This window comes from Streptococcus salivarius (genome assembly GCF_009738225.1).
Lineage (GTDB): Bacteria > Bacillota > Bacilli > Lactobacillales > Streptococcaceae > Streptococcus.
The window spans coordinates 1129667-1152367 of the sequence record NZ_CP018187.1 but is presented as its reverse complement, the minus strand read 5'-3'; the positions used below and the strand labels follow the sequence as shown (position 1 = coordinate 1152367).

At 39.5% G+C, this 22701-nt stretch carries 19 protein-coding genes; 16 read left to right on the top strand and 3 right to left on the bottom strand.

Annotated features, from left to right (window positions below; genetic code table 11):
- Window positions 1-7: 7 nt before the first annotated feature.
- From BSR19_RS05665 to BSR19_RS05655, 3 genes are all read right to left on the bottom strand, one after another.
- The gene (locus BSR19_RS05665) at window positions 8-1348 is read right to left on the bottom strand and encodes an MATE family efflux transporter (protein ID WP_156246735.1); all 1341 of its coding nucleotides are present in this window, start codon (window positions 1346-1348) and stop codon (window positions 8-10) included.
- Between the two features lie 50 nt (window positions 1349-1398).
- Window positions 1399-2943, bottom strand: coding sequence for a hypothetical protein (locus BSR19_RS05660; RefSeq protein WP_156246734.1), 1545 nt, complete (start codon window positions 2941-2943; stop codon window positions 1399-1401).
- Between the two features lie 173 nt (window positions 2944-3116).
- Complete coding sequence (locus tag BSR19_RS05655) at window positions 3117-4775, bottom strand: Rqc2 family fibronectin-binding protein (RefSeq protein ID WP_156246733.1); 1659 nt, start codon at window positions 4773-4775, stop codon at window positions 3117-3119.
- A 676-nt stretch (window positions 4776-5451) separates the two neighbouring features.
- Here BSR19_RS05655 and BSR19_RS05650 point away from each other — a divergent pair.
- The 16 genes from BSR19_RS05650 (at window position 5452) to pyrF (ending at window position 22686) form a co-directional block, all read left to right on the top strand.
- Complete coding sequence (locus BSR19_RS05650; protein ID WP_156246732.1) at window positions 5452-6252, top strand: TraX family protein; 801 nt, start codon at window positions 5452-5454, stop codon at window positions 6250-6252.
- 132 nt (window positions 6253-6384) lie between these two features.
- The gene (locus BSR19_RS05645; protein WP_156246731.1) at window positions 6385-6933 is read left to right on the top strand and encodes a DJ-1 family glyoxalase III; all 549 of its coding nucleotides are present in this window, start codon (window positions 6385-6387) and stop codon (window positions 6931-6933) included.
- 339 nt (window positions 6934-7272) lie between these two features.
- Window positions 7273-8046 (top strand): dihydroorotate dehydrogenase electron transfer subunit, encoded by a 774-nt coding sequence (locus tag BSR19_RS05640; RefSeq protein WP_231605952.1) that lies wholly within the window; start codon window positions 7273-7275, stop codon window positions 8044-8046.
- A 9-nt stretch (window positions 8047-8055) separates the two neighbouring features.
- On the top strand, window positions 8056-9012 hold the full coding sequence (locus BSR19_RS05635) for a dihydroorotate dehydrogenase (protein ID WP_156246730.1): 957 nt from the start codon (window positions 8056-8058) through the stop codon (window positions 9010-9012).
- A 138-nt stretch (window positions 9013-9150) separates the two neighbouring features.
- A complete protein-coding gene (gene cas1 / locus BSR19_RS11610) occupies window positions 9151-9672 on the top strand; it encodes a CRISPR-associated endonuclease Cas1 (protein ID WP_231605951.1) in 522 nt (173 codons plus the stop codon).
- Window positions 9575-10156 carry a CRISPR-associated endonuclease Cas1 gene (gene cas1, locus BSR19_RS11605; protein ID WP_231605950.1) on the top strand — a complete coding sequence of 194 codons (582 nt, stop codon included), beginning with the start codon at window positions 9575-9577 and terminating at the stop codon, window positions 10154-10156. Before cas1 (BSR19_RS11610) ends, cas1 (BSR19_RS11605) begins: the two co-directional genes overlap by 98 nt.
- Complete coding sequence (gene cas2 / locus BSR19_RS05625; RefSeq protein ID WP_156246729.1) at window positions 10156-10485, top strand: CRISPR-associated endonuclease Cas2; 330 nt, start codon at window positions 10156-10158, stop codon at window positions 10483-10485. The genes cas1 (BSR19_RS11605) and cas2 overlap by 1 nt, the downstream gene beginning before the upstream one ends.
- 2795 nt (window positions 10486-13280) lie before the next feature.
- On the top strand, window positions 13281-14012 hold the full coding sequence (gene cas6, locus BSR19_RS05620) for a CRISPR-associated endoribonuclease Cas6 (protein WP_156246728.1): 732 nt from the start codon (window positions 13281-13283) through the stop codon (window positions 14010-14012).
- The gene (gene cas10 / locus BSR19_RS05615) at window positions 13993-16293 is read left to right on the top strand and encodes a type III-A CRISPR-associated protein Cas10/Csm1 (protein WP_156246727.1); all 2301 of its coding nucleotides are present in this window, start codon (window positions 13993-13995) and stop codon (window positions 16291-16293) included. Before cas6 ends, cas10 begins: the two co-directional genes overlap by 20 nt.
- Before the next feature lie 3 nt (window positions 16294-16296).
- Window positions 16297-16689: a type III-A CRISPR-associated protein Csm2 gene (gene csm2 / locus BSR19_RS05610; protein WP_156246726.1), complete on the top strand. Its 393-nt coding sequence runs from the start codon at window positions 16297-16299 to the stop codon at window positions 16687-16689.
- Complete coding sequence (csm3, locus tag BSR19_RS05605; RefSeq protein WP_156246725.1) at window positions 16689-17351, top strand: type III-A CRISPR-associated RAMP protein Csm3; 663 nt, start codon at window positions 16689-16691, stop codon at window positions 17349-17351. Before csm2 ends, csm3 begins: the two co-directional genes overlap by 1 nt.
- A 1-nt stretch (window position 17352) precedes the next feature.
- Window positions 17353-18252, top strand: coding sequence for a type III-A CRISPR-associated RAMP protein Csm4 (csm4, locus tag BSR19_RS05600; RefSeq protein WP_156246724.1), 900 nt, complete (start codon window positions 17353-17355; stop codon window positions 18250-18252).
- 2 nt (window positions 18253-18254) lie between these two features.
- Window positions 18255-19331: a type III-A CRISPR-associated RAMP protein Csm5 gene (gene csm5, locus BSR19_RS05595; RefSeq protein ID WP_156246723.1), complete on the top strand. Its 1077-nt coding sequence runs from the start codon at window positions 18255-18257 to the stop codon at window positions 19329-19331.
- A complete protein-coding gene (gene csm6, locus BSR19_RS05590; protein WP_156246722.1) occupies window positions 19328-20488 on the top strand; it encodes a type III-A CRISPR-associated CARF protein Csm6 in 1161 nt (386 codons plus the stop codon). Before csm5 ends, csm6 (BSR19_RS05590) begins: the two co-directional genes overlap by 4 nt.
- Before the next feature lie 14 nt (window positions 20489-20502).
- A complete protein-coding gene (gene csm6 / locus BSR19_RS05585; protein ID WP_156246721.1) occupies window positions 20503-21789 on the top strand; it encodes a type III-A CRISPR-associated CARF protein Csm6 in 1287 nt (428 codons plus the stop codon).
- Between the two features lie 201 nt (window positions 21790-21990).
- The gene (pyrF, locus tag BSR19_RS05580; RefSeq protein WP_156246720.1) at window positions 21991-22686 is read left to right on the top strand and encodes an orotidine-5'-phosphate decarboxylase; all 696 of its coding nucleotides are present in this window, start codon (window positions 21991-21993) and stop codon (window positions 22684-22686) included.
- Window positions 22687-22701 lie beyond the last annotated feature (15 nt).

Genomic DNA, 22701 nt, shown 5'->3' with positions numbered 1-22701 from the left:
AAGAAGTTTAACTGACAAACAAGCGTTTAACATGCTTTCTCAAGGCAAAATAGAGCTGAATGGTCATTGGAATCCAAATCAAGGGCTCGCATAGGATAACACCCAGGTAGCCCATAGAAGGAATGACTAAAAGAACAAAGAGAATTTTTCCAAAAAGCTCAATGAAACTAGAGGTTAAAGGTGTTAGTTTCTTACCTAAACCTTGCAAGCTATTTCTAAAAATGAAGAGCATTCCTAAAATAGGATAAAAGAGAGAACTAATACGGAGGTAGCGACTGGCATTGTCAATAATCACAGCATTTTCAGAACCAGAGATAAGACCAGCCAAGAAGGGGCTTGCTACATAGAGGAGGACACAAGCTATGACAGACCAAGTTATAGAAACAAGACAAGATTGCTTTAACCCAGCTACTATGCGCTTAAACTGTTTGGCACCGAAGTTCTGAGAGGTGAAAGTAGTCACCCCGGCAGCAAGTGAAGTCAAAGGGAGAACAGCAAAGGACATAATCCGTCTTGCCGCCACTTGAGCGCTAATGATGAGAGGACCAAAGCCGTTAATGGCATACTGTAAGGTTACAGTCCCAATAGAAACAATGGAATTCATGAGTCCCATGGCCATTCCTTGTCCAAAAAGATCCAAATAAAGACTTGAATCAAGAACAAAGTCTGACTTTCTTGGTAGAAGGAAGGTCACTTTTTTCTTAATATAGTAAAGACAAAGAATTGCCGAAAGTCCTTGAGAAATAATCGTTGCTAAGCCTGCTGACTGAACACCAAGATGGAGTTGTGTAATAAAGAAAAGGTCTAAAACGATATTGACCAAAGCTGAAAAAATCAAGAAATAGAGGGCTGTAAGACTATCACCAACTGCTCTGAGGAGACCAGCACACAGATTATAACCCAAAGTTACCCCAACACAGGAGACAATCATAGAAATATACTGGTAGGACTGCCCAATGATAGAAGCAGGTGTCCCTAAAAATCTTAGCAAAGGATAGAGACCAAAATGTCCTAGAATCATAACCAAGGCACTTAAGCCCAGACCGATGACAACTGTGGCAGCCACAGACTGACGAAGTTTCCTATAGTCTTGGGCACCATAATAACGTGCGATAACAACTCCCATACCATTTCCAACACTTAAGGCAAATCCGATAACCAAATCAAAAATAGCAGAAGAAGCTCCTACAGCAGCCAAAGCATCTGGCCCTAGAAAACGTCCCACAATCATGACATCCGCAGTATTGTAGAGTTGCTGGAAAATATTGGATATCAGAATTGGTAGGGCAAAGATTAAAAGAGACCGCAAAATAGGGCCTCGTAAAAGATCAACTGACGAATTTTTCATAGACTTATTATAACAAGATTGTAATTGTGAAACAATGACAAAAAGCCATCCTAGGATGACTTTCGCATATTTTTTAGATAGCGGCTAAGTATTTGGGTCATATGATTGTAACCTGCTGCGATCATTGGAATTTGTAAGTAAATATAAGGTAGGGTGTACTGGCTCTTAGTCTCTGATATGAGGTGAAAGAGGATGCCACCGAAGAGATAGAGGAAGGCATAGAGGCCTAGTGTTGCTCCATCTCCCATTCGTTTATAAGTGAAAGCATAGTAGAACGCACCACCAAGATATAGGACTAGGAGATAGCCTTGCATATAGGTCACAAAAAAGAGATGCAGGGTCCCATCGTGATAGATAGAGGTCGCAAACCTATTCCACAAAGGCTGAAACTTGTCTTTACTTGGACCGTTCCAGATGGACTGGAAGCTTCCCTCTGTCCAGGAACTGATAAACTTGGTTCTGAAAAACCAACTGGCCTCATCGGGATGTGCTAGGAGGTATTGAACACGCTTATCAAAAAGATGATTGGCGCTTTTTTCAATCTTTTCGATATTGCCCTTTTTCTTAGCATAAATGTCACGGACATAACCGGTATACCATCCTGGCATTCGTTTAGAATCGGGTTTGTCCTGTAAGCCCATGGCCAGCCAAGCAATCTGAGGCGTTCCAGGAATTTTTTGATGAGTGGTAATCTCATAGTAACTGGTTGTCGCCTTATGCAAGGTCATAGGAAAGGCAAAGAAAGCCAAAACTAAAAGTAAATAGCGGTAACGTTTCTCTCTGAGAGTCATTAGTATCAAAATACCAGATAATGCAATAATGAGAATAATATTATTGCTTCTTACCCAGTAAGCCAATGATAGCATGACCACCGAAACTATAGCGTTTCTAACCTTACCATGCCTCAAATAGCGTAGGAAAAACAGAATAGCAAAACTGGAGAAGAACAAGCCATACATGAGCCCGTAAGCAAACATAATGTTAAAAACTAGAGGTAAAAAACCAAAACTCATGATGACAGCCAAACGACTGACTAACGGTTTCGTAAACAGTTCATCCGTGATTTTCCATGTCGCATAGTTCATACCAATGACCATGCCAAGATTCAATACATAGAAAACCGAGATGACCGGCAAAGGAATCAGATAGAGAACCAGGCGTTCAAAACTAAGCAATCCCAACTGATGAGGATAGCGGTAGAAGTAGGCTCCTGGTTTAATTAAGGAGAAGTTACCAGCATTAAACTGGACCGCCCCTTTAAAGACAGTTCCTGCGTCGTCTCGACCAGCAAAACTCGTCAGAAAAATCAAAAGTAGGCCAAAAATCATAAAGCAAACGGAAAAAAAGATGAAAATCTGCTTTGTTGTCAGTTCCTTTAAGATTTTGCGCCAGAGAAGTGTCAAAAGCAGAATGACACCACCTGAAACATAAACATACCAAGGGACGCTACTAATCTCTGCCCACTCAAAGTATCCCGTCATCATGGTCGTGCGAATGAGTAAAGCAGTCACAAATAATATGCCGAAGACTAAGAGCCCCACGTAGCGCCCTAACCATTCTAAAACAGAACTCGTATATGACATAAGAGCCTTCATTGAAAGTCTCCTTTAATATAGGTAATTACCCTTATAGTTTAGCACAGTCATCGGAAAAATGTAATGAAAACTTGAGGAAAATCTCATTCATCACTAAAAGAAATTGCTCTAATGACGACATCGAAAAAACTCTCTAGTTTCAAAAACGAGAGAGTTTGATTTTGTAATACAGATTACTTCATCCGCATGCTATCGATTTTTTCTTCAGTCGGTGTGACACGTAAAGTCTTTTGTCCAGTATAAGTTACAAATCCAGGTTTCCCAGCCGTTGGTTTGTTGAGTTTCTTAACATCAATCATATCCACTTGAACCAAGTTTGATAGACGAGCCTTAGAATAGTAGGCTGCCAATTCAGCCGCATCGGTCTTGACCTCATCAGTTGGGTTAAGATTGTCCTTGATAACTACGTGACTACCTGGGATATCCTTGGCGTGGAACCAGAGCTCACCTTTTTTAGCCATCTTGAAGGTCAACTCCTCATTTTGCAGGTTGTTACGACCAACCATGATAATGGTCTTGCCATCAGAAGCTAGATATTGTTCAGGTTTCTTACGTTTGTGACGTTTGTCAGTTGAACGACGCTTCATAAACCCAGCCTGAACAAGCTCCTCACGAATATCTTCGATTTCATCCATATTGGCTTGAGAAAGACTGAATTCAACACTTTCTAAATAATCAATGGTCTGTTTGGTTTCCTCAATCAAACCAGTCAAGTGCTTAACAGCTTCCTTGAGTTTCTGGTATTTCTTGAAGTAACGCTGCGCATTTTGGTTAGGCGTTAGAGCCACATTTAGGGGAATGGTAATCTTTTCACCAGTGTAGTAGTTGTCTAACTCGACACTATCCTTGTCATTTGGAACTATGCTAAGGTAGGTAGTCAACAGTTCCCCTTTTTGGCGGAACTCCTCAGCATTTTCAGTCGCCGCAAGCTCTTTTTCCTGTTTAACAAGTTTCTTCTTGTTTTTTTCCAGCTCATTTTGCACACGATGGATCAAATCACTAGCCTGTTGAGCCACACGGTCACGCGCCGCCTTATCCAAATAGTAGTAGTCCAAAAGGGCAGACAAGGTTTCAAACTCAGGTTGGTCCTGACTATCAGAGAATCTTACAGCTGAAAATGCTTTTGCCGTTAAGTTTGGCTCTACTTCACGATTGAAGAAGGCACGGAAATTCTTGAGCTTATCAGTCTCAAGTAAGGCTGACAATTCATTGGCCGTGTCACGCCCCAAACCTTGGAAAAGTTTTTGAAGGTTTCTAGCTGACAAATCCTCGGTTTGTAGGATTTCAAAGAGCTTTTCGTCTGCAATGTCAAATGGATTCTTGGCGTCTGTCTTAGGTGGAGCGATATAGGTGGACCCAGGTAGAATAGTACGGTAACTATTTTGTGAGAAACCAACATGCTTAATAGACTCGATGATTTTGCTCTCGTTTTTGTCAATCAGGATAATATTGGAGTGTTTCCCCATAATTTCCATGACCAGAGTAACCTTGACGCTGTCACCGATTTCGTTTTTGTTTGATACGGAAATCTCAAGAACACGATCATTTTCTACCTGCTGGATATCCTCGATAACCGCTCCCTGAAGGTATTTCCTCATAATCATGGTATAGGTATTTGGATTCTGTGGATTTGGCAATTCAGCCTTGGTCGTCTGAATACGCCCAAAGACAGGGTGAGCCGAAAGCAGAAGCTTGTAATTCTGACGATTGTTACGAATGGTTAGGACCAACTCACGTTCAAAAGGCTGATTAACTTTCTGGATACGCCCGTAAAGCACCTGCTCACGTAACTCAGCCGTCATATGATGAAGAAAAAAGCCGTCAAAAGACATGGTGTACTTCCTTTCTTGTTATTGATAATACTTGTTTTATTTTAAAAATAAAATTTTCTGTGAGACTTTCCTTAGGTGTTGGCGGACGTCAGCGAACTTTTACAAAGTTCCATGACTAATTAAGATACAAAGGGCGTCTGCGGATAAAGTCAAAATAGGAAGTTTGACGCAGAATCTTTAGATTCTAGGTGAACTTGTCTTTTTGACACAATTCGCAGCCCGTGTTCAATTGTTTTTGAGCCCCTTCGCTTTTTCATTTTTAGGCTCAGGCTAAAACAGTTCCCCGAACTGTTTTACTCTCAAAAATTCCGAGCGCCTGAAACTAAAAGGTTTCAGGCGCTTTTAACACGGCGGAAAGTCTCGGTTAATTGGTCGCTCTGCTCGCAAAAAAGATATTTCAAAAACTTGCAGAGTTTATTAGCTTTGTTTGTTTTTTATAAATAATTTGCATACGTTATGAACGTAAATATTGCCTAACTATTATAGCACAAAGAGAGTAAAAATGCTTTGGATGGGTAGTTGGAATTGAGTTTGTTATTATTAAGGACCATTCTTTATTACAAAAATTGTTCCGCTAAAATAGTTAAAAGTTATGGCTTTTATTATCATGAATACCTTTGAATTTACATCTAACTTGTGGTATCATTTAATATGCTGAAAATTAAAGGAGCATTAAATGAACGATATAAAAAAGATATGCAATGCGACTAATTTGAAATACCTAGCTGTTGCACTTATGTTTTTGGACCAAATCTATCAGATGTTCGGGAGTATGTGGGCACCTATATGGTTGACGATGTTGGGACGTCTGGCTTTCCCAATTTTCCTCTTTCTTGCTGCTGATAGTTTTCACTATACACACGATCGTATGGCGTTTCTTAGGCGTCTGCTTTACATGAGTTGGTTTATGACCATTGGCAACGCCATCATTGGTAGTATTTTTCATAATGGTAGTATCGGTTTAACCAACAATGCCTTTTCAACCTTCTTTATCACTGGGATTTTTATTTGCTCTTGGGATTTGTTGGCTAAGGGGCTTCGCGATAAATCAAACAAGGGATTAATTCAAGGGATTGGTGTCTTTCTCTTGCCGATTCTTTCATCTATTCCAGTAGTAGTCCTGGCAGGTATATTTGAAACACCACATGCAAACCCACTCCTTGTGCAGATTGTTGCCTTTATCTTGTCACTAGTTCCAAGTATTATCATGGTTGAGGGTGGCTTTGTGATGGTTATTCTTGGTTTGCTATTCTATATCTTCCGAACCAATCGCATTGCTCAAATCATTGTCTTAGCTGTTATTTCAGTGATTGCCCATCTCTTTGATCCGACAGGTGTGCAGTGGATGATGGTCTTTGCTGCGATTCCTATGTATTTCTACAATGGTGAGCGTGGTAGTGGCAATAAGAATTTCTTCTATATTTTCTACCCAGCCCATATTTATCTCTTGTGGATCCTAGCAAGTTTATTTAGATAAAATGACAAAGACAGTCCTTGTGCTGTCTTTTTTCATGCTCAAAGTCCGTTTTTATGGTTTGTTTCCTGCTTCTAAAACTGCTATAATTTAAGGCGTAATAGAATCATGCGATAAGTAAATTGGAGGTATATCATGACAAAAGTAGCAGTAGTATTTGCGGACGGATTTGAAGAAATCGAAGCCTTGAGCCCAGTGGATGTCTTCCGCCGAGCAGGATTTGACTGTAGCATGCTTGGACTCGAAAATGCGTCAGTGACTGGCTCACATGGGATTCAAGTCGCTATGGATGGCGTATTTGATGGGAATTTTGCGGATTATGACTTGGTGGTCCTTCCTGGAGGTATGCCTGGATCAACTAATCTACGCGACAACGAAACTTTGATTGCCTCTCTTCAAGAGGCTGCAAAAGCTGGAAAATACGTTGCTGCCATTTGTGCTGCACCAATTGTTCTCGAACGTGCTGGTCTTCTTGAAGGTCGTAAATTCACATGTTTCCCTGGCGTAGAGGAACAAATTGCATCTGGCGAGCATCAAACTGACTTAGTTGTCGTGGATGGCAATATTGTCACTAGCCGTGGTGCCGGAACAGCATTAGCCTTTGCTTATGCCTTGGTTGATTTGTTGGGTGGCGATGGTCAGCAGTTAGCTCATACCATGGTTTACGACAGATTGTTTAAATAATGTTTTTTAGGGCTCTTGTTCAAGAACTCTAGCACCTCTTGTTAGGAATGTTGACAATTTATGTTCTCCTATGAGATGATTGAGAACGTATCAAACAGAGGGCCTAGTTATAGGCTGGAGAGACCTTAGCTTAATTTTATAAGCTTTGGTTTTTTCTTTTCTCTTTTGACATCCGTCTTGAAAACGGTTATAATAATCACAAAATAACCTTTAAATGAGTCCAGAGAGGCTTGAAAGGTCGGACTGGTGAAAAAACAGGGTTCTCCTGTGATTTTTTGTGCGACCTTGCCATGTGGCGAGGTTTTTTTGATAACATTTTGCAGTTTAGAAAGGGTTGTCATGATTTTAGTTGAAGATTTAACCATTGTGAGTCAGCGTGAGATTGCACCTCGTATTTTCGAGATGGTTCTTAAGGGAGAGATGGTTGCAGATATGCAGGTTGGGCAGTTCGTCCACCTCAAGGTGCCAGATCCAAGTAAGCTCCTTCGTCGTCCGATTTCCATCTCAGAGATTGACTACGACAAGAAAGAGGCAACCATTGTTTACCGTGTGGAGCGTGAGGGCACAGCTATTCTTTCTAAGATGGTAGTTGGTCAAACCATTGATACTATGGGCCCTCAGGGAAATGGTTTTGATATTTCCGTTGTTGAGGCTGGGCAAAGAGCCCTCCTCGTTGGTGGAGGTATCGGTGTGCCACCTTTGGTTGAGACGGCTAAGCAGTTGAAGGCTAAAGGAGTGGAAGTCGTTTCTGTGATTGGTTTTGCCAATAAGGATGCCGTCATCTTGGAGGACAAACTCAGAGCTTGTGGTGATGTTTATGTGACAACCGATGACGGTTCATACGGTATCAAGGGTTACGTTTCGACGGTCATTGATGGCTTTGACTGGACACCAGATGCCGTATACAGTTGCGGAGCTCCAGGCATGCTTAAATATGTCGATAGCAAGTTTGAAAATCATCCTCATGCCTATGTTTCTATGGAAGCTCGCATGGCTTGTGGTATGGGTGCTTGCTATGCCTGTGTGGTTCACGTTAAAGGAGAATCAGACGCCAAAAATCTTCGTGTTTGCGAGGAAGGGCCAGTCTTCCCTACCGGAAAAGTCGTCGTCTAGGAGGTTACCATGTCAGAGACTAAATCAGAAAATCGTTTAGCTATTAGCCTTCCAGGGCTCGACTTGAAAAATCCCATTATCCCAGCCTCAGGTTGCTTTGGTTTTGGGCAAGAGTACGCCAAGTATTATGATTTGGACAAACTAGGTTCTATCATGATTAAGGCAACGACTGCCACCCCTCGTTTTGGTAATCCAACACCACGTGTGGCTGAGACACCATCAGGCATGCTTAATGCCATTGGCTTGCAAAATCCAGGTGTTGATGCTGTTTTGACTGAAAAACTCCCTTGGTTGCAGGAGCATTATCCTGAGCTTCCAATCATTGCCAATGTGGCTGGATTTTCAAACGAAGAATATGCGGAAGTCTCTCACAAGATTTCCAAAGCCAATAACGTCAAGGCAATCGAGCTTAACATCTCCTGTCCAAACGTGGACCATGGCAATAACGGCCTTCTCATCGGACAAGTCCCAGAGCTTGCCTATGCAGCCGTAAAAGCCAGCGTCTCTCACTCTGATGTGCCAGTCTATGTCAAACTGACACCAAGCGTGGCTGACATCACAAGTGTCGCCAAGGCAGTCGAAGATGCCGGTGCGACAGGATTTACCATGATTAACACCTTGGTTGGTACACGTTATGATTTGGCGACACGCAAACCAATTATTGCCAACGGTCAAGGTGGTATGTCAGGGCCAGCTGTCTTCCCAGTAGCCCTTAAACTTATCCGTCAAGTTGCTCTAGCATCAGACCTTCCAATCATCGGTATGGGGGGCGTCGACAGTGCCGAAGCGGCTATCGAAATGTTTATTGCTGGTGCCTCAGCTATCGGTGTCGGAACAGCCAATTTCGCAGATCCATATGCTTGCCCTAAAATCATTGACCGTCTCCCTGAGGTCATGGACAAGTATGGCATTACAACACTTGAAGACTTGCGCAAAGAAGTTCGAACAGAGTTGCTGGGGAAATAAGGAAAGCAATCTCTTTACAATAAATAAAAATCGAAGTCCTATTGTTAGGGCTTCATTTTATATTTGAAACATTAGAATATATTGACGATTAGAGTTTCAGTGATATAATATATGCCATAAAATACCCAGAGGTAGCTTATGAGCGATTTATATATTCAAAGGTCCAATTATTACCTGTCCTTATCCGAACAAAGAATTATCATTAAAAATGATAATAAAGAAATTGTCAAAGAAGTGTCCATCTCACTCCTTGATAATGTATTACTTTTTGGTAATGCACAACTAACCACCCAACTCATTAAAGCTTTGTCAAAAAACAAGGTGAATGTTTACTATTTCTCAAATGTTGGTCAATTTATTTCTAGTATTGAATCCCACAGGCAGGACGAATTCCAAAAGCAAGAGTTGCAAGCCAAAACTTATTTTGAAGAGGATTTCCGTTTAGAGGTTGCAAGGAGTATTGCTAGGACCAAGGTAAGGCATCAAATTGCCTTGCTTAGAGAGTTTGATACGGATGGTCTACTGGATACCTCAGATTATTCAAGATTTGAAGATAGTGTCAATGATATTCAGAAGGCTTATTCCATTACTGAAATTATGGGTTACGAAGGTCGCCTTGCGAAATCCTATTTTTTACTATCTGAATTTACTGGTTCCTGATGCCTTCCATTTTAATGGTAGGAGTAGACGGCCTGCGGAGGATTGTTTTAATAGTGCCCTCAATTTTGGTTATAGTATCTTATATTCGTGCTTTATGGGGCTGATTAAGAAAAACGGGCTAAGCTTGGGGTTTGGGGTAATTCACAAGCATCATCAGCATCATGCGACCTTGGCCAGTGATTTAATGGAAGAATGGAGACCTATCATCGTCGATAATACGCTTATGGAGTTGATACGAAATGGTAAACTTCTTTTAAGTCATTTTGAAAACAAGGATCAAGACTTCATACTCACTGATGAAGGCAGAGAAGTCTTTGCAAGAGCACTACGTTCAAGAATATTAGAAGTCCATCAGTATATTGAGCCAGACAAAAAACGCTATTCTTTTCTTTATACAGCAGATAGGCAAATCAAGAGTTTGATTAGGGCTTTTAGAGAACTTGACCCTAGTCTGTATGAGACAAGTTACACAGGAGGGCATTAATGGGACTTTACTTTAATCTCAGCGAAGAAGAGCGTGAGTTTGCGAGACAAAGAACCATGTTTTGTCTGATTATTTATGATATCCGAAGTAATAAACGAAGACTTAAACACTCCAAATTACTTGAGGGTTATGGTGTGAGGGTACAAAAATCCTGTTTCGAGGTCGATTTGTCAAGAAATGACTATCAGTCTCTCCTTAAGGATATCGAGAGTTTCTACAAGGCTGATGAAGAAGACAGTATAATCGTATATGTGACAACCAAAGAAGAGGTGACTAGTTTTAGTCCCTACAATAGTGCTGAAAAATTAGATGACATTCTCTTCTTCTAAGCCTTTATAGGCCTGCAATCATATGGTACAATATAGATAATGTTTCCAGTAGGTCCTACATCTTGTGTCTCTAGCAACTGTCTAGGGCACAAGATATGGGGATATAAACCTATTCACCTCGAGAGGGGACGGAAACTAAATGTAATGAATTCAAAAGTCCAATCAGAAAGTGATATAAACCTATTCACCTCGAGAGGGGACGGAAACCCCATAAGTGCATTTTCAGCGTCGTGGTAAGCAACGAGATATAAACCTATTTACCTCGAGAGGGGACGGTAACCATAGACCTTTAATCATAAATGTGTCTTTGTCATTACGATATAAACCTATATACCTCGAGAGAGGACGGTCATACTAAGGCTGTTTTTCTCATGTCTTTCACAAAGTAGGATATAAACCTATTCACCTCGCGAGGGGACGGAAACCAACCCAACATTTTATTTTCTCCTTATTCTTAACGATATAACCCTATATACCTCGAGAGGGGACGATAACTCTTTGAAGTCGTCCGCTTACGCTAATTAGTTGCCCGATATAAACCTATCCACCTCGCGAGGGGACGGTAACTGTCATGATATAATCTCCTTGTAAATGTTTTTACTTTCGATATAAACCTGTGTACCTCGGGAGGGGACGGTAACAATCCACAAATTCCTTGTAGTAATGAATATCTTGATATAAACCTATCCACCTCGAGAGGGGACGGAAACTCAAAGGTTGCGGTTCATCCGCTTCAGGTAGAGGTGCGCTATAAACCTATGTACCTCGGGAGGGGACGGTAACCATTTTCAGATACATATAGCTCAACAAGTTTGTTTACTGGTATAAACCTATATACCTCGCGAGTGGACGGAAACAACTAAATATCGCTATATATCTCATCGTCAATCTGAGATATAAACCTATATACCTCGCAAGGGGACGGAAACCGTACTTGTCCTTGAATGTATCCTTGTCTAGTCCTGCTGATACAAACCTATTCACCTCGTGAGGGGACGGTAACTTCCATTTCTTGGTTGCTTTTGTTTGTGCGTCCATTAGATATAAACCTATATGCCTCGCGAGGGGACGGAAACTCCACAACCACAGCGTCTATATAACCTTGGAAATGCTGTGATATAAACCTATATACCTCGGGAGGGGACGGTAACATAAATTCTTGTTGGGCTTTTCCGTCATAACCACAGGGATATAAACCTATATGCCTCGCGAGGGGACGGAAACACCTTGTCACCTTCGTTTACTGGAATATCGTCTGGGAGATATAACCCTATTTACCTCGGGAGGGGACGGTAACTGGCTTCTTCTTTGTATGTATCATCATATTTTACGAACTGATATAACCCTATCTACCTCGCGAGGGGACGGAAACCAAAACGTTAAAAGCGTATTCTTGCAATTCTTGAAGTGATATAAACCTATCCACCTCGCGAGGGGACGGAAACTCATCTTTTGATTGATTGATAGCTAATGTTCCTTTGCGATATAAACCTATCCACCTCGAGAGGAGACGGAACATCTGAGCGTCCTAATTCGTGCAGAATGACCTTTAAGATATAAACCTATTCACCTCGAGAGGGGACGGTAACACCCATAGCCCCACCGTGTCATGTTTCAATGTTTTAGATATAAACCTATTTATCTCGCGAGGGGACGGTAACCCATTACGAGATTTAATGTAGAAGCACTCTTATCATGGGATATAAACCTATGTACCTTGAGAGGGGACGGAAACCCAAAGACTTATAACTAATCAAATCATCAAGACTACGATATAAACCTATATACCTCGAGAGGGGACGGTAACTTTGCTTCTTCCAACTCAATCAAGAGGTTTTCGTTTTGATATAAACCCATATACCTCAAGAGGGGATGGAAACATATTATAAAGCGTTGTCCTGTTTCATTTCATTGAGATATAAACCTATTTACCTCGTGAGGGGACGGAAACTATCGGATATTCTCCAAGTTTTTTTCAATCCATTCGGATATAAACCTATATACCTCGCGAGGGGACGGAAACCTTGTTGATGTTTCTTTACTCTGAGTTTGACTTACGGATGTAAACCTATTCACCTCGCGAGAGGACGGAAACGACGGCCTGAAACTAGACCTAATTCGATTTTTCCTTGGATATAAACCTATTTACCTCGAGAGGGGACGGAAACCGTTTATTAATTACCTTACGTGTAAAATCATTGATATAAACCTATCTACCTCGAGAGGGGACGGAAACTGCTTTTGTTTAACTAAAAATAGTTAAATCTGCAGATATAAACCTACTCACCTCGCAAGGGGACGGAAACTCAATCCACTTTTGAATAGTCATAATAGTTTCAAGGGATATAAACCTACCTACCTTGCGAAGGGACGGAAACCATTTTGAATACGGTGTGAAATTGCCGCTGCTGTGATATAAACCTATCCACCTCGCGAGGGGACGGAAACGCTTGCGCTTTGGCAGGACGTGCGAATACAGACACTGCGATATAAACCTATATACCTCGAGAGGGGACGGAAACCCTCCCTTTTGATTAAGGATAGCTAGTATTTTGTCTGATATAAATCTATCTACCTCGAGAGGGGACGGGAACACTTTCAATAGCATATTGTGAGCGTTCGCTTCTTTGATATAAACCTATATACCTCGAGAGGGGACCTTTTTGAAAATTTTGGAAATAGTCTTGACACCGCTTCCAGAAAGTGTTAGACTAAAAGCACATTAAGGGCGCCCCAATGAGGTGAAAAGTACTTTCAGCTTTTGGGGTTTTTTCATACAAAGATGAAGGAGTCGAATGAAAAAATTAGTATTTACTTTTAAAAGGATCGACCATCCTGCACAAGATTTGGCTGTTAAATTTCATGGCTTCTTGATGGAGCAGTTGGATAGTGACTATGTTGATTACCTGCATCAGCAGCAAACAAATCCCTATGCGACCAAGGTAATCCAAGGGAAAGAAAACACGCAGTGGGTTGTGCATCTGCTTACAGATGACCTAGAGGATAAGGTTTTTATGACCTTATTACAGATTAAAGAGGTGTCCTTAAACGACTTGCCTAAACTCAGTGTCGAAAAAGTTGAGATTCAGGAGTTGGGGGCAGATAAACTATTAGAGATTTTCAATAGTGAGGACAATCAAACCTATTTTTCAATCATTTTTGAGACTTCGACAGGTTTCAAATCTCAAGGTTCCTACGTCATCTTCCCGTCTATGCGTTTGATTTTTCAAAGTTTGATGCAAAAATATGGAAGGTTGGTTGAAAATCAGCCTGAAATTGAAGAGGATACCTTAGATTACCTATCTGAACACAGCACTATCACGAATTATCGCTTGGAGACGAGTTATTTCAGGGTGCACGGGCAACGAATTCCTGCCTTTAGAGGAAGGTTAACCTTTAAAGTACAAGGCGCTCAAACTCTAAAAGCTTATGTCAAAATGCTTCTAACATTCGGTGAATATTTAGGTCTTGGCATGAAAACGAGTCTCGGTATGGGAGGGATAAAGCTTGAAGAAAGAAAAGATTGATTTATTTTATGGAGCTCTTTTGCATGATATCGGTAAGGTCATTCAAAGGGCGACAGGAGAACGAAAAAAACACGCCCTGGTAGGCGCGGATTGGTTTGATGAGATTGTTGATAATCAGGTTATTTCCGATCAAATTAGATATCACATGGCTAACTACCAAAGTGATAAACTTAGCAATGACCATCTCGCTTACATAACTTATATCGCTGATAACATCGCATCAGGTGTCGACAGAAGACAGTCAAATGAGGAGAGTGACGAGGATGCATCAGCTAAGATTTGGGATACCTATACAAACCAGGCTGATATTTTTAATGTTTTTGGAGCTCAAACGGATAAACGCTATTTTAAACCGACGGTTCTGAACTTGAAATCTGAACCTAACTTTGCGTCGGCAACCTATGAACCCTTCTCAAAAGGTGATTATGCGGCGATTGCGACGCGCATCAAAAATGAATTGGCAGAATTTGAGTTTAATCAAGCACAAATTGACTCTTTGTTAAATCTGTTTGAAGCAACCCTCTCTTTTGTGCCTTCTTCGACTAATACTAAGGAAATTGCTGATATTTCACTTGCTGAGCATAGTCGTCTGACAGCAGCTTTTGCTCTAGCCATCTATGATTACTTAGAAGACAAAGGTCGTCATAACTATAAGGAGGACTTGTTTACTAAAGCATCAGCTTTTTACGAGGAAGAAGCTTTTCTCCTAGCTAGCTTTGACTTATCAGGGATTCAAGACTTTATCTATAATATTGCAACGAGTGGTGCTGCTAAGCAATTAAAGGCTAGATCTTTGTATCTTGACTTTATGAGCGAGTATATCGCAGATAGTTTACTTGATAAACTAGGCCTTAATCGGGCTAACTTGCTCTATGTCGGTGGGGGACATGCTTACTTTGTCCTAGCTAATACTGAAAAAACGGTAGAAACACTCGTTCAATTTGAAAAAGATTTCAATCAATTTTTATTGGCCAATTTCCAAACCAGATTATATGTTGCCTTTGGTTGGGGAAGCTTTGCGGCTAAGGATATCATGAGCGAACTGAACTCACCTGAAAGCTATAGACAGGTCTATCAAAAGGCTAGTCGCATGATTTCTGAGAAAAAAATCTCAAGGTATGATTATCAGACCCTTATGTTGTTGAATAGGGGTGGTAAATCTTCCGAAAGAGAGTGCGAGATTTGTCATTCTGTTGAAAATTTAGTTGATAGTAAGAATTTAGTTGATAGTAAGAAGAAAAACCAGAAAGTATGCGTAATTTGTCAAGGTTTGTATTGTTTTTCTAAAGAGATTGCCCATAATCATTTCATTATCACTAAAAACAAGGGACTCCCAATTGGACCAAATGCCTGTCTTAAAGGTATTGCATTTGAAAAGCTTAGACATGAAGAGTTTTCCCGTGTCTATGTCAAAAATGACTATAAGGCTGGTACGGTCAAGGCAACCCATGTTTTTGTTGGGGATTACCAACACACAACAATAGATAAATATGCTGATTTATCTAAAAATGAAAACAAATTAGGTATTAAACGTTTAGCTGTTGTACGTCTTGACGTGGATGATTTGGGAGCTGCTTTTATGGCCGGCTTCTCCCAACAAGGAAATGGGCAATATAGTACCTTATCACGCTCAGCCACCTTCTCTCGAAGCATGAGTCTTTTCTTCAAGGTTTATATTAACCAGTTTGCTAGTGATAAAAAGCTCTCTATCATCTATGCCGGCGGGGACGATGTTTTTGCCATTGGCTCTTGGCAAGATATTATTGCCTTTACTGTTGAACTCCGTCAGAACTTCATTAAATGGACAAATGGAAAACTAACACTCTCAGCTGGTATTGGTCTGTTTGCCGATAAGACCCCTATTAGCTTGATGGCACATCAAACAGGGGAGCTAGAAGAAGCAGCTAAAGGCAATGAGAAAGATAGTATTTCACTCTTTAGTTCCGACTATACCTTTAAATTTGATCAGTTTATCACTAATGTTTACGACGATAAGTTAGAGCAGATTCGCTATTTCTTTAATCACCAAGATGAACGAGGCAAGAATTTCATATATAAACTGATTGAATTGCTTCGAAACTACGAGAGTGAAGAAAAGATGAATGTTGCCCGCTTAGCTTACTATTTGACACGTCTGGAAGAGTTAACAGACAAAGAAGAAAGAGATAAGTTCAAACAATTCAAGAAATTATTCTTCAAATGGTATACAAACAATGAATCAGACCGTAAAGAGGCGGAATTAGCTTTGCTCCTCTATGTCTATGAAATTAGGAAGGATTAATACATGGCAATTTTAACTGATGAGAATTATGTTGATAAAGCAGAACGTGCTATTTCATTACTTGAAAAGGATAATAAAGGGAATTATTTACTAACAACGTCACAAATCAGAAATTTATTATCCTTATGTAGTTCTTTATATGATAGAAGTAAAGAAAGAAAGTTTGATGAATTAATAAATGATGTTTCCTATTTAAGAGTACAATTCGTCTATCAGTCTGGAAGAAACTCTGTAAGAGTTAATAGACAGACGTTCTTCCCTGTTAAAGATTTGGTAGAAAAGGGTCAAATTCTTGAAGCGCTTAAGGAAGTTAAAGATAGAGAGACACTTCAAAGATTCTGTAGATATATGGAAGCACTAGTGGCCTATTTCAAGTTTTATGGAGGTAAAGATTAATGACATTCGCTAAGATTAAATTTTCAGCTCAAATTCGTTTAGAGACAGGCCTTCATATTGGGGCTAGTAATGCTTTTGCGGCCATCGGTGCTATCGATTCGCCTGTTATTAAAGATCCTATTACCAACCTACCAATCATTCCTGGTTCAAGTCTCAAAGGAAAAATGAGAACGCTTCTTGCCAAGGTTTATAATGAAAAGGTAGCTGAGAAACCAAGCGACGACAGTGATGTCCTTAGCCGTTTATTTGGGAATAGTGAAGATAAACGATTCAAAATGGGACGCTTGATTTTTCGTGATGCCTTCTTGTCAAACACTGATGAGCTAGACTCTCTTGGTGCAAGAAGTTACACAGAAGTAAAATTTGAAAATACAATTGACCGTATCACTGCCGAAGCCAATCCAAGACAAATTGAACGTGCTATTCGTAATAGTACCTTTGATTTTGAGTTGATTTACGAGATTACAGACAAGAATGAAAATCAAGTCGAGGAAGATTTCAAAGTGATTCGAGATGGTTTAAAACTTCTTGAACTTGATTATCTTGGAGGTTCTGGATCTCGAGGTTACGGTAAGGTTGCTTTTGAAAACCTCAAAGCTACTACCGTATTTGGAAATTATGATGTTAAACCATTGAATGAACTTTTGACTGCGGAGGTCTAATATGACCTATAAAATGTATATCATGACCTTTCAGAATGCTCATTTTGGTTCGGGCACTCTTGATAGCTCAAAATTAACATTCTCAGCAGACCGTATCTTCTCAGCCCTAGTGCTAGAAGCCCTAAAAATGGGAAAACTCGATGCATTTCTTGCCGAAGCCAACCAAGACGATTTCACGCTCACAGATGCCTTTCCATTTCAATTTGGACCCTTTTTGCCGAAGCCTATTGGTTATCCCAAACATGACCAAATAGATCAATCAGTTGATGTGAAAGAGGTTCGACGTCAAGCAAAATTGTCTAAGAAACTGCAATTTCTTGCTCTAGAAAATGTTGACGATTACCTCAATGGAGATTTATTTGAAAATGAAGAGCATGCTGTCATTGATACTGTGACAAAAAATCAGCCACATAAGGATGGCAATCTTTATCAGGTTGCTACAACCAGATTTTCAAACGATACGTCGCTTTACGTCATCGCAAACGAATCTGATTTGCTTAATGAGTTGATGACTAGTCTTCAGTATTCAGGTCTTGGTGGAAAGCGTTCAAGTGGTTATGGTCGTTTTGAGTTAGATATTCAAAATATCCCACTGGAATTATCAGATAGACTGACTAAGAATCATTCAGATAAAGTGATGAGTCTTACGACAGCACTTCCTGTAGATGCTGACCTTGAAGAAGCAATGGAAGATGGTCATTACTTATTAACTAAATCAAGTGGTTTTGCATTTAGTCATGCTACTAATGAAAATTATCGTAAGCAAGATCTTTACAAATTTGCTTCTGGTTCGACTTTTAGTAAAACATTTGAAGGGCAGATTGTCGATGTGAGACCACTTGATTTCCCTCATGCTGTTTTAAATTATGCTAAACCACTATTCTTTAAATTGGAGGTATAAAAATGAAAAATGACTATAGAACATTTAAATTGAGCCTCCTAACACTTGCTCCAATTCATATTGGCAATGGAGAGAAATATACCTCTAGAGAATTTATCTATGAAAATAAGAAGTTTTACTTTCCTGACATGGGTAAATTCTATAATCAAATGGTAGAGAAGAGGCTTGCTGAAAAGTTTGAGGCATTTCTGATTCAAACTCGTCCAAACGCACGTAATAATCGTCTTATTTCCTTCTTAAATGATAACCGAATTGCAGAGCGTTCTTTTGGAGGTTATAGTATCTCTGAAACAGGTTTAGAATCGGACAGAAATCCAAATTCAGCCGGAGCTATTAACGAAGTTAATAAGTTTATTCGTGATGCTTTTGGTAATCCCTACATTCCTGGTAGCTCATTAAAAGGTGCTATTCGAACTATTTTAATGAATACTACACCTAAGTGGAATAATGAAAATGCTGTAAATGACTTTGGAAGATTTCCAAGAGAGAATAAGAACCTTATCCCTTGGGGACCAAAAAAGGGAAAAGAATACGATGATTTGTTTAATGCAATTCGTGTGAGTGATAGTAAGCCTTTTGATAATAAGAGACTTATCTTGGTGCAGAAATGGGATTATTCAGCGAAAACAAATAAAGCTAAACCCCTCCCTTTGTATAGGGAATCAGTTTCGCCTTTTACAAAGATTGAATTTGAGATTACAACAACTACTAATGAGGCTGGACAATTAATTGAGGAGTTAGGTAAGAGAGCACAAACGTTTTATAAAGCATATAAGGCATTTTTCCTATCTGAATTTCCTGATGATATGATTCAAACTAATCTTCAATACCCAATTTATCTAGGTGCCGGGACTGGTGCTTGGACAAAGACTCTATTTAAGCAAGCTGATGGTATTCTACAAAGACGATATAGCAGAATGACAACAACTAAAATGGTAAAAAAAGGGGTACTGAAACTCACAAAAGCACCTCTTAAAACGGTTAAGATTCCCTCTGGTGATCATTCATTAATCAAAAACGACAAGTCTTTTTATGAAATGGGGAAAGCTAATTTCTTGATTAAGGAGATTGATAAATGAGAGTTCTTATATCAGCTGTAGGTGATACAGACCCCTTTAGAAATTTTCACGATGGCGCCTTAATTCATATTGCAAGAAAATATCGTCCCGAAAAAGTTGTATTGATTTTTTCAGAACATACTGCAAAAAAACAAGGTAATATTGAAAAAGCCTTGTTTTCTATTGCTCCTAATTATGAGCCTGAACTAATAATTCATGATTCCATTATTAGTGATAATGAGGTTCATATTTTTGATGTGATGTTTCAACGTTTCTCTGATATTTTGCAAAAATACTATACTAAAGACGACGAATTTATCTTGAATCTTTCTAGTGCGACACCACAAATCAAATCTGCTCTGTTTGTGATTAACCGTTTGAATGGCATCAATGTCAGAGCAGTTCAAGTTTCGAGCCCTGAACATGCTTCAAACGAGAACATCGGTCATGATAACGATGAGGACATTGATGAACTCATCGAAGTCAATGAAGATAATAAAGTCGATTTTATTGACCGAACGATTGAAGATAATGCTGAAAAATTTAGTCAGGCTCTATTGAAGAAAACTGCTCGAGATTTTATTGAGAAGTTTGACTATAAGGCGGCACTAGACATTCTAGACCAATTATCAGATTTTCAGGATTTGAAAGATGTCCGAGAAGAAATCCGTGATATTGTAAAATGTCTGTCAAAACAAGATGTTCCAAAAGGGTTACGGCATAAAAAGTTTAATGAAGCTGAACAAAAAATTCTTAGTGCCTATTTGACCATTGAACTGCAAAGAGAACGCGGGAACGTTAGTGAAAGTTTTATACGAATTAAAAACCTAACTGAGTTTATTTTGGAAGACTATATTGAAAAAAGATACCCAGGTATAATAGATGATTATTGTGAAGATATTCAGAAATACTATCTAAGTCTCTTTGATTATAGTAAACTCCTAAAAGCCACGAGAGAATTTGAACTTAGAAGAACAATCGCTCCAATTATTGAAATGAATTCTTCTAGAAATAAGGTTGCCCACAGCTTAAGTCCTTTGGACTCAGATGCAGTTAAACAACTGGGGATAGCTATGAAAACCTTAAAAACTCTAGTGAGAGAACAATACCATTTTAGCCAGAGTGATTTTAATTTTTATCAGGATTTGAATAAAAAATTATTGACTAAGTTGAACTAAAGAGGTGATCCGAATTGAAAATTTTAATCTCTGCTGTAGGAACAACCGATCCTATAAGTAATAATCACGATGCAGCTTTACTTCATATCGCAAGAAATTATAGACCTGACAAAATTGTCCTTGTATATAGTCAAGAAATGATGGTCAAACAAGATTTGATAAATAAGGTTTTGCTCTCAATCGAAGGCTATAATCCTATCATTGAAATTGACTCTACAATCTTGAATAACGATGAAGTCTTTCTTTTTGACAAAATGTATGAAGTTATGGGGCAAATTGTTCAAAAGTATACTAATGACGATAACGAAATCATCTTGAACTTGTCATCAGGTACACCACAAATTATTTCAGCTCTCTTTGCCCTTAACCGTATCAATGACTATAATACACAAGCTATTCAGGTTGCTACTCCTAAAAATGGAGCAAACAGAGAATACACAGCTCTGACTGACTCTGAGATAGATGCTCTTATTGTGGAAAATCAAGATAATAGTCTGGATTTTGTTGACCGAAGTATTAAAGATAAATCTGAGAAGTTTACGCAAGCATTAGTCAAACGTCATCTTAGAAGCTTAATTGCTTCCTTTGATTATCAAGCAGCAGAAGCGATAATCAATCGAAAAGAATATAATAAATTACTTTCTAAAAAGAAAATCGCTTATATTCGTGAGAAACTATACGATTTTTCACGAGTTTTCAAAAATCAGTCTATTCTTTCAGATATCCTATCGTTTCCTCTCGATGACTCCCAAAAGAAGGCTTTGAATTACTATTTGATGATTGATGTTTTAAAAGAACGTGAGCATATTGCTGATGTCTTGATTAAGGCAAAATCACTAGCTGAATTTGTCATCGAAGAAACCATCAAAAAAGATCATGAGGGCTTAATTGTATTTGTTGGCAATCTGCCAAAACTTAATCCAAGTTTTCCTGAATGTGAGGCAATTTTAGACGATATTGATAAGAAAATGAAAAAATCTAGGGGTATTGAAGACACTGAAGAACGCATTTTTTCAGTACAATCTACACTTAATCTATTATCTTACTTGAATATCCTTGAGTTCTATGAATATGATTCTCAGCTTCAGACAGCGATTAATGGCATTTTAAGTTTGAATGGTGAACGAAATAAAGTTGCTCACGGTTTGTCAGAAATTGATACGCGATTATTAAGTCGTAAGAAGTTAAAACAACTTTCTGAAAACCTGCGATTGCTTCTTGTTGATTGTTTGGACATTGATTCAAGCTATTTTAACTATTATGACAAACAAAATGAAGAGCTTATAAAGATGCTTGAATAGATATTTGGGTGTCATCCCCCTTTGACATTCCCTTATAAAAGCGCTATAATAGAACAAATTGAACTGAACCTTTAATCGAGTCCAGAGAGGCGAGAAAGGTGTACTGAGATGCTACGGCATCACCTAAAGGGTAGGGACTGCCCTATTTTCGTGCAACCTTCGCTGACTGGCGGAGGTTTTTTGTGTGAAAGGATATAAGAAATGAGAGAAAATCGTCCTGTTATTGCCCTTGATTTCCCGACTTTTGAGGATGTGAAGGCATTCCTTGCTAAGTTTCCTGCTGATGAAAAGCTCTATGTGAAGATTGGTATGGAACTTTACTATGCGGCTGGTCCAGAGATTGTTCGCTATGTTAAAGATCTTGGCCATAGTGTTTTCCTTGACCTTAAGCTTCACGATATTCCAAATACTGTCAAATCTGCAATGCGTGTTTTGTCTAACCTTGGTGTTGATATGACAAATGTGCATGCGGCTGGTGGTGTGGAGATGATGAAAGCAGCCCGTGAAGGCTTGGGAGATGGCCCAATCTTGATTGCTGTAACTCAGTTGACCTCTACCTCTGAAGAGCAGATGCGTGATTTCCAAAATATCCAAACCACACTTCAAGAATCAGTGGTTCATTATGCTAAGAAGACTGCTGAAGCAGGTCTTGATGGTGTTGTTTGCTCAGCACACGAAGTAGCCAAAATCAAAGAAGCAACAAATGAGGGCTTCGTTTGTTTGACACCTGGTATTCGTCCAGCAGGAGCAGCAGTTGGTGACCAAAAACGTGTCATGACACCTGCCGATGCTCGCCAAATTGGTTCAGACTACATTGTCGTTGGTCGCCCAATTACGCAAGCTGATGATCCAGTTGCGGCTTATCACGACATCAAGGCTCAATGGATCGGTCAATAAATTTTCAAAAAGACC

Bases quoted from the DNA above. Each gene is read 5' to 3' on its own strand.
- BSR19_RS05665 (WP_156246735.1), bottom strand. From the start codon at position 1,348: ATGAAAAATTCGTCAGTTGATCTTTTACGAGGCCCTATTTTGCGGTCT.
- BSR19_RS05660 (WP_156246734.1), bottom strand. From the start codon at position 2,943: ATGAAGGCTCTTATGTCATATACGAGTTCTGTTTTAGAATGGTTAGGG.
- BSR19_RS05655 (WP_156246733.1), bottom strand. From the start codon at position 4,775: ATGTCTTTTGACGGCTTTTTTCTTCATCATATGACGGCTGAGTTACGT.
- BSR19_RS05650 (WP_156246732.1), top strand. From the start codon at position 5,452: ATGAACGATATAAAAAAGATATGCAATGCGACTAATTTGAAATACCTA.
- BSR19_RS05645 (WP_156246731.1), top strand. From the start codon at position 6,385: ATGACAAAAGTAGCAGTAGTATTTGCGGACGGATTTGAAGAAATCGAA.
- BSR19_RS05640 (WP_231605952.1), top strand. From the start codon at position 7,273: ATGATTTTAGTTGAAGATTTAACCATTGTGAGTCAGCGTGAGATTGCA.
- BSR19_RS05635 (WP_156246730.1), top strand. From the start codon at position 8,056: ATGTCAGAGACTAAATCAGAAAATCGTTTAGCTATTAGCCTTCCAGGG.
- cas1 (WP_231605951.1), top strand. From the start codon at position 9,151: ATGAGCGATTTATATATTCAAAGGTCCAATTATTACCTGTCCTTATCC.
- cas1 (WP_231605950.1), top strand. From the start codon at position 9,575: ATGATATTCAGAAGGCTTATTCCATTACTGAAATTATGGGTTACGAAG.
- cas2 (WP_156246729.1), top strand. From the start codon at position 10,156: ATGGGACTTTACTTTAATCTCAGCGAAGAAGAGCGTGAGTTTGCGAGA.
- cas6 (WP_156246728.1), top strand. From the start codon at position 13,281: ATGAAAAAATTAGTATTTACTTTTAAAAGGATCGACCATCCTGCACAA.
- csm2 (WP_156246726.1), top strand. From the start codon at position 16,297: ATGGCAATTTTAACTGATGAGAATTATGTTGATAAAGCAGAACGTGCT.
- csm3 (WP_156246725.1), top strand. From the start codon at position 16,689: ATGACATTCGCTAAGATTAAATTTTCAGCTCAAATTCGTTTAGAGACA.
- csm4 (WP_156246724.1), top strand. From the start codon at position 17,353: ATGACCTATAAAATGTATATCATGACCTTTCAGAATGCTCATTTTGGT.
- csm5 (WP_156246723.1), top strand. From the start codon at position 18,255: ATGAAAAATGACTATAGAACATTTAAATTGAGCCTCCTAACACTTGCT.
- csm6 (WP_156246722.1), top strand. From the start codon at position 19,328: ATGAGAGTTCTTATATCAGCTGTAGGTGATACAGACCCCTTTAGAAAT.
- pyrF (WP_156246720.1), top strand. From the start codon at position 21,991: ATGAGAGAAAATCGTCCTGTTATTGCCCTTGATTTCCCGACTTTTGAG.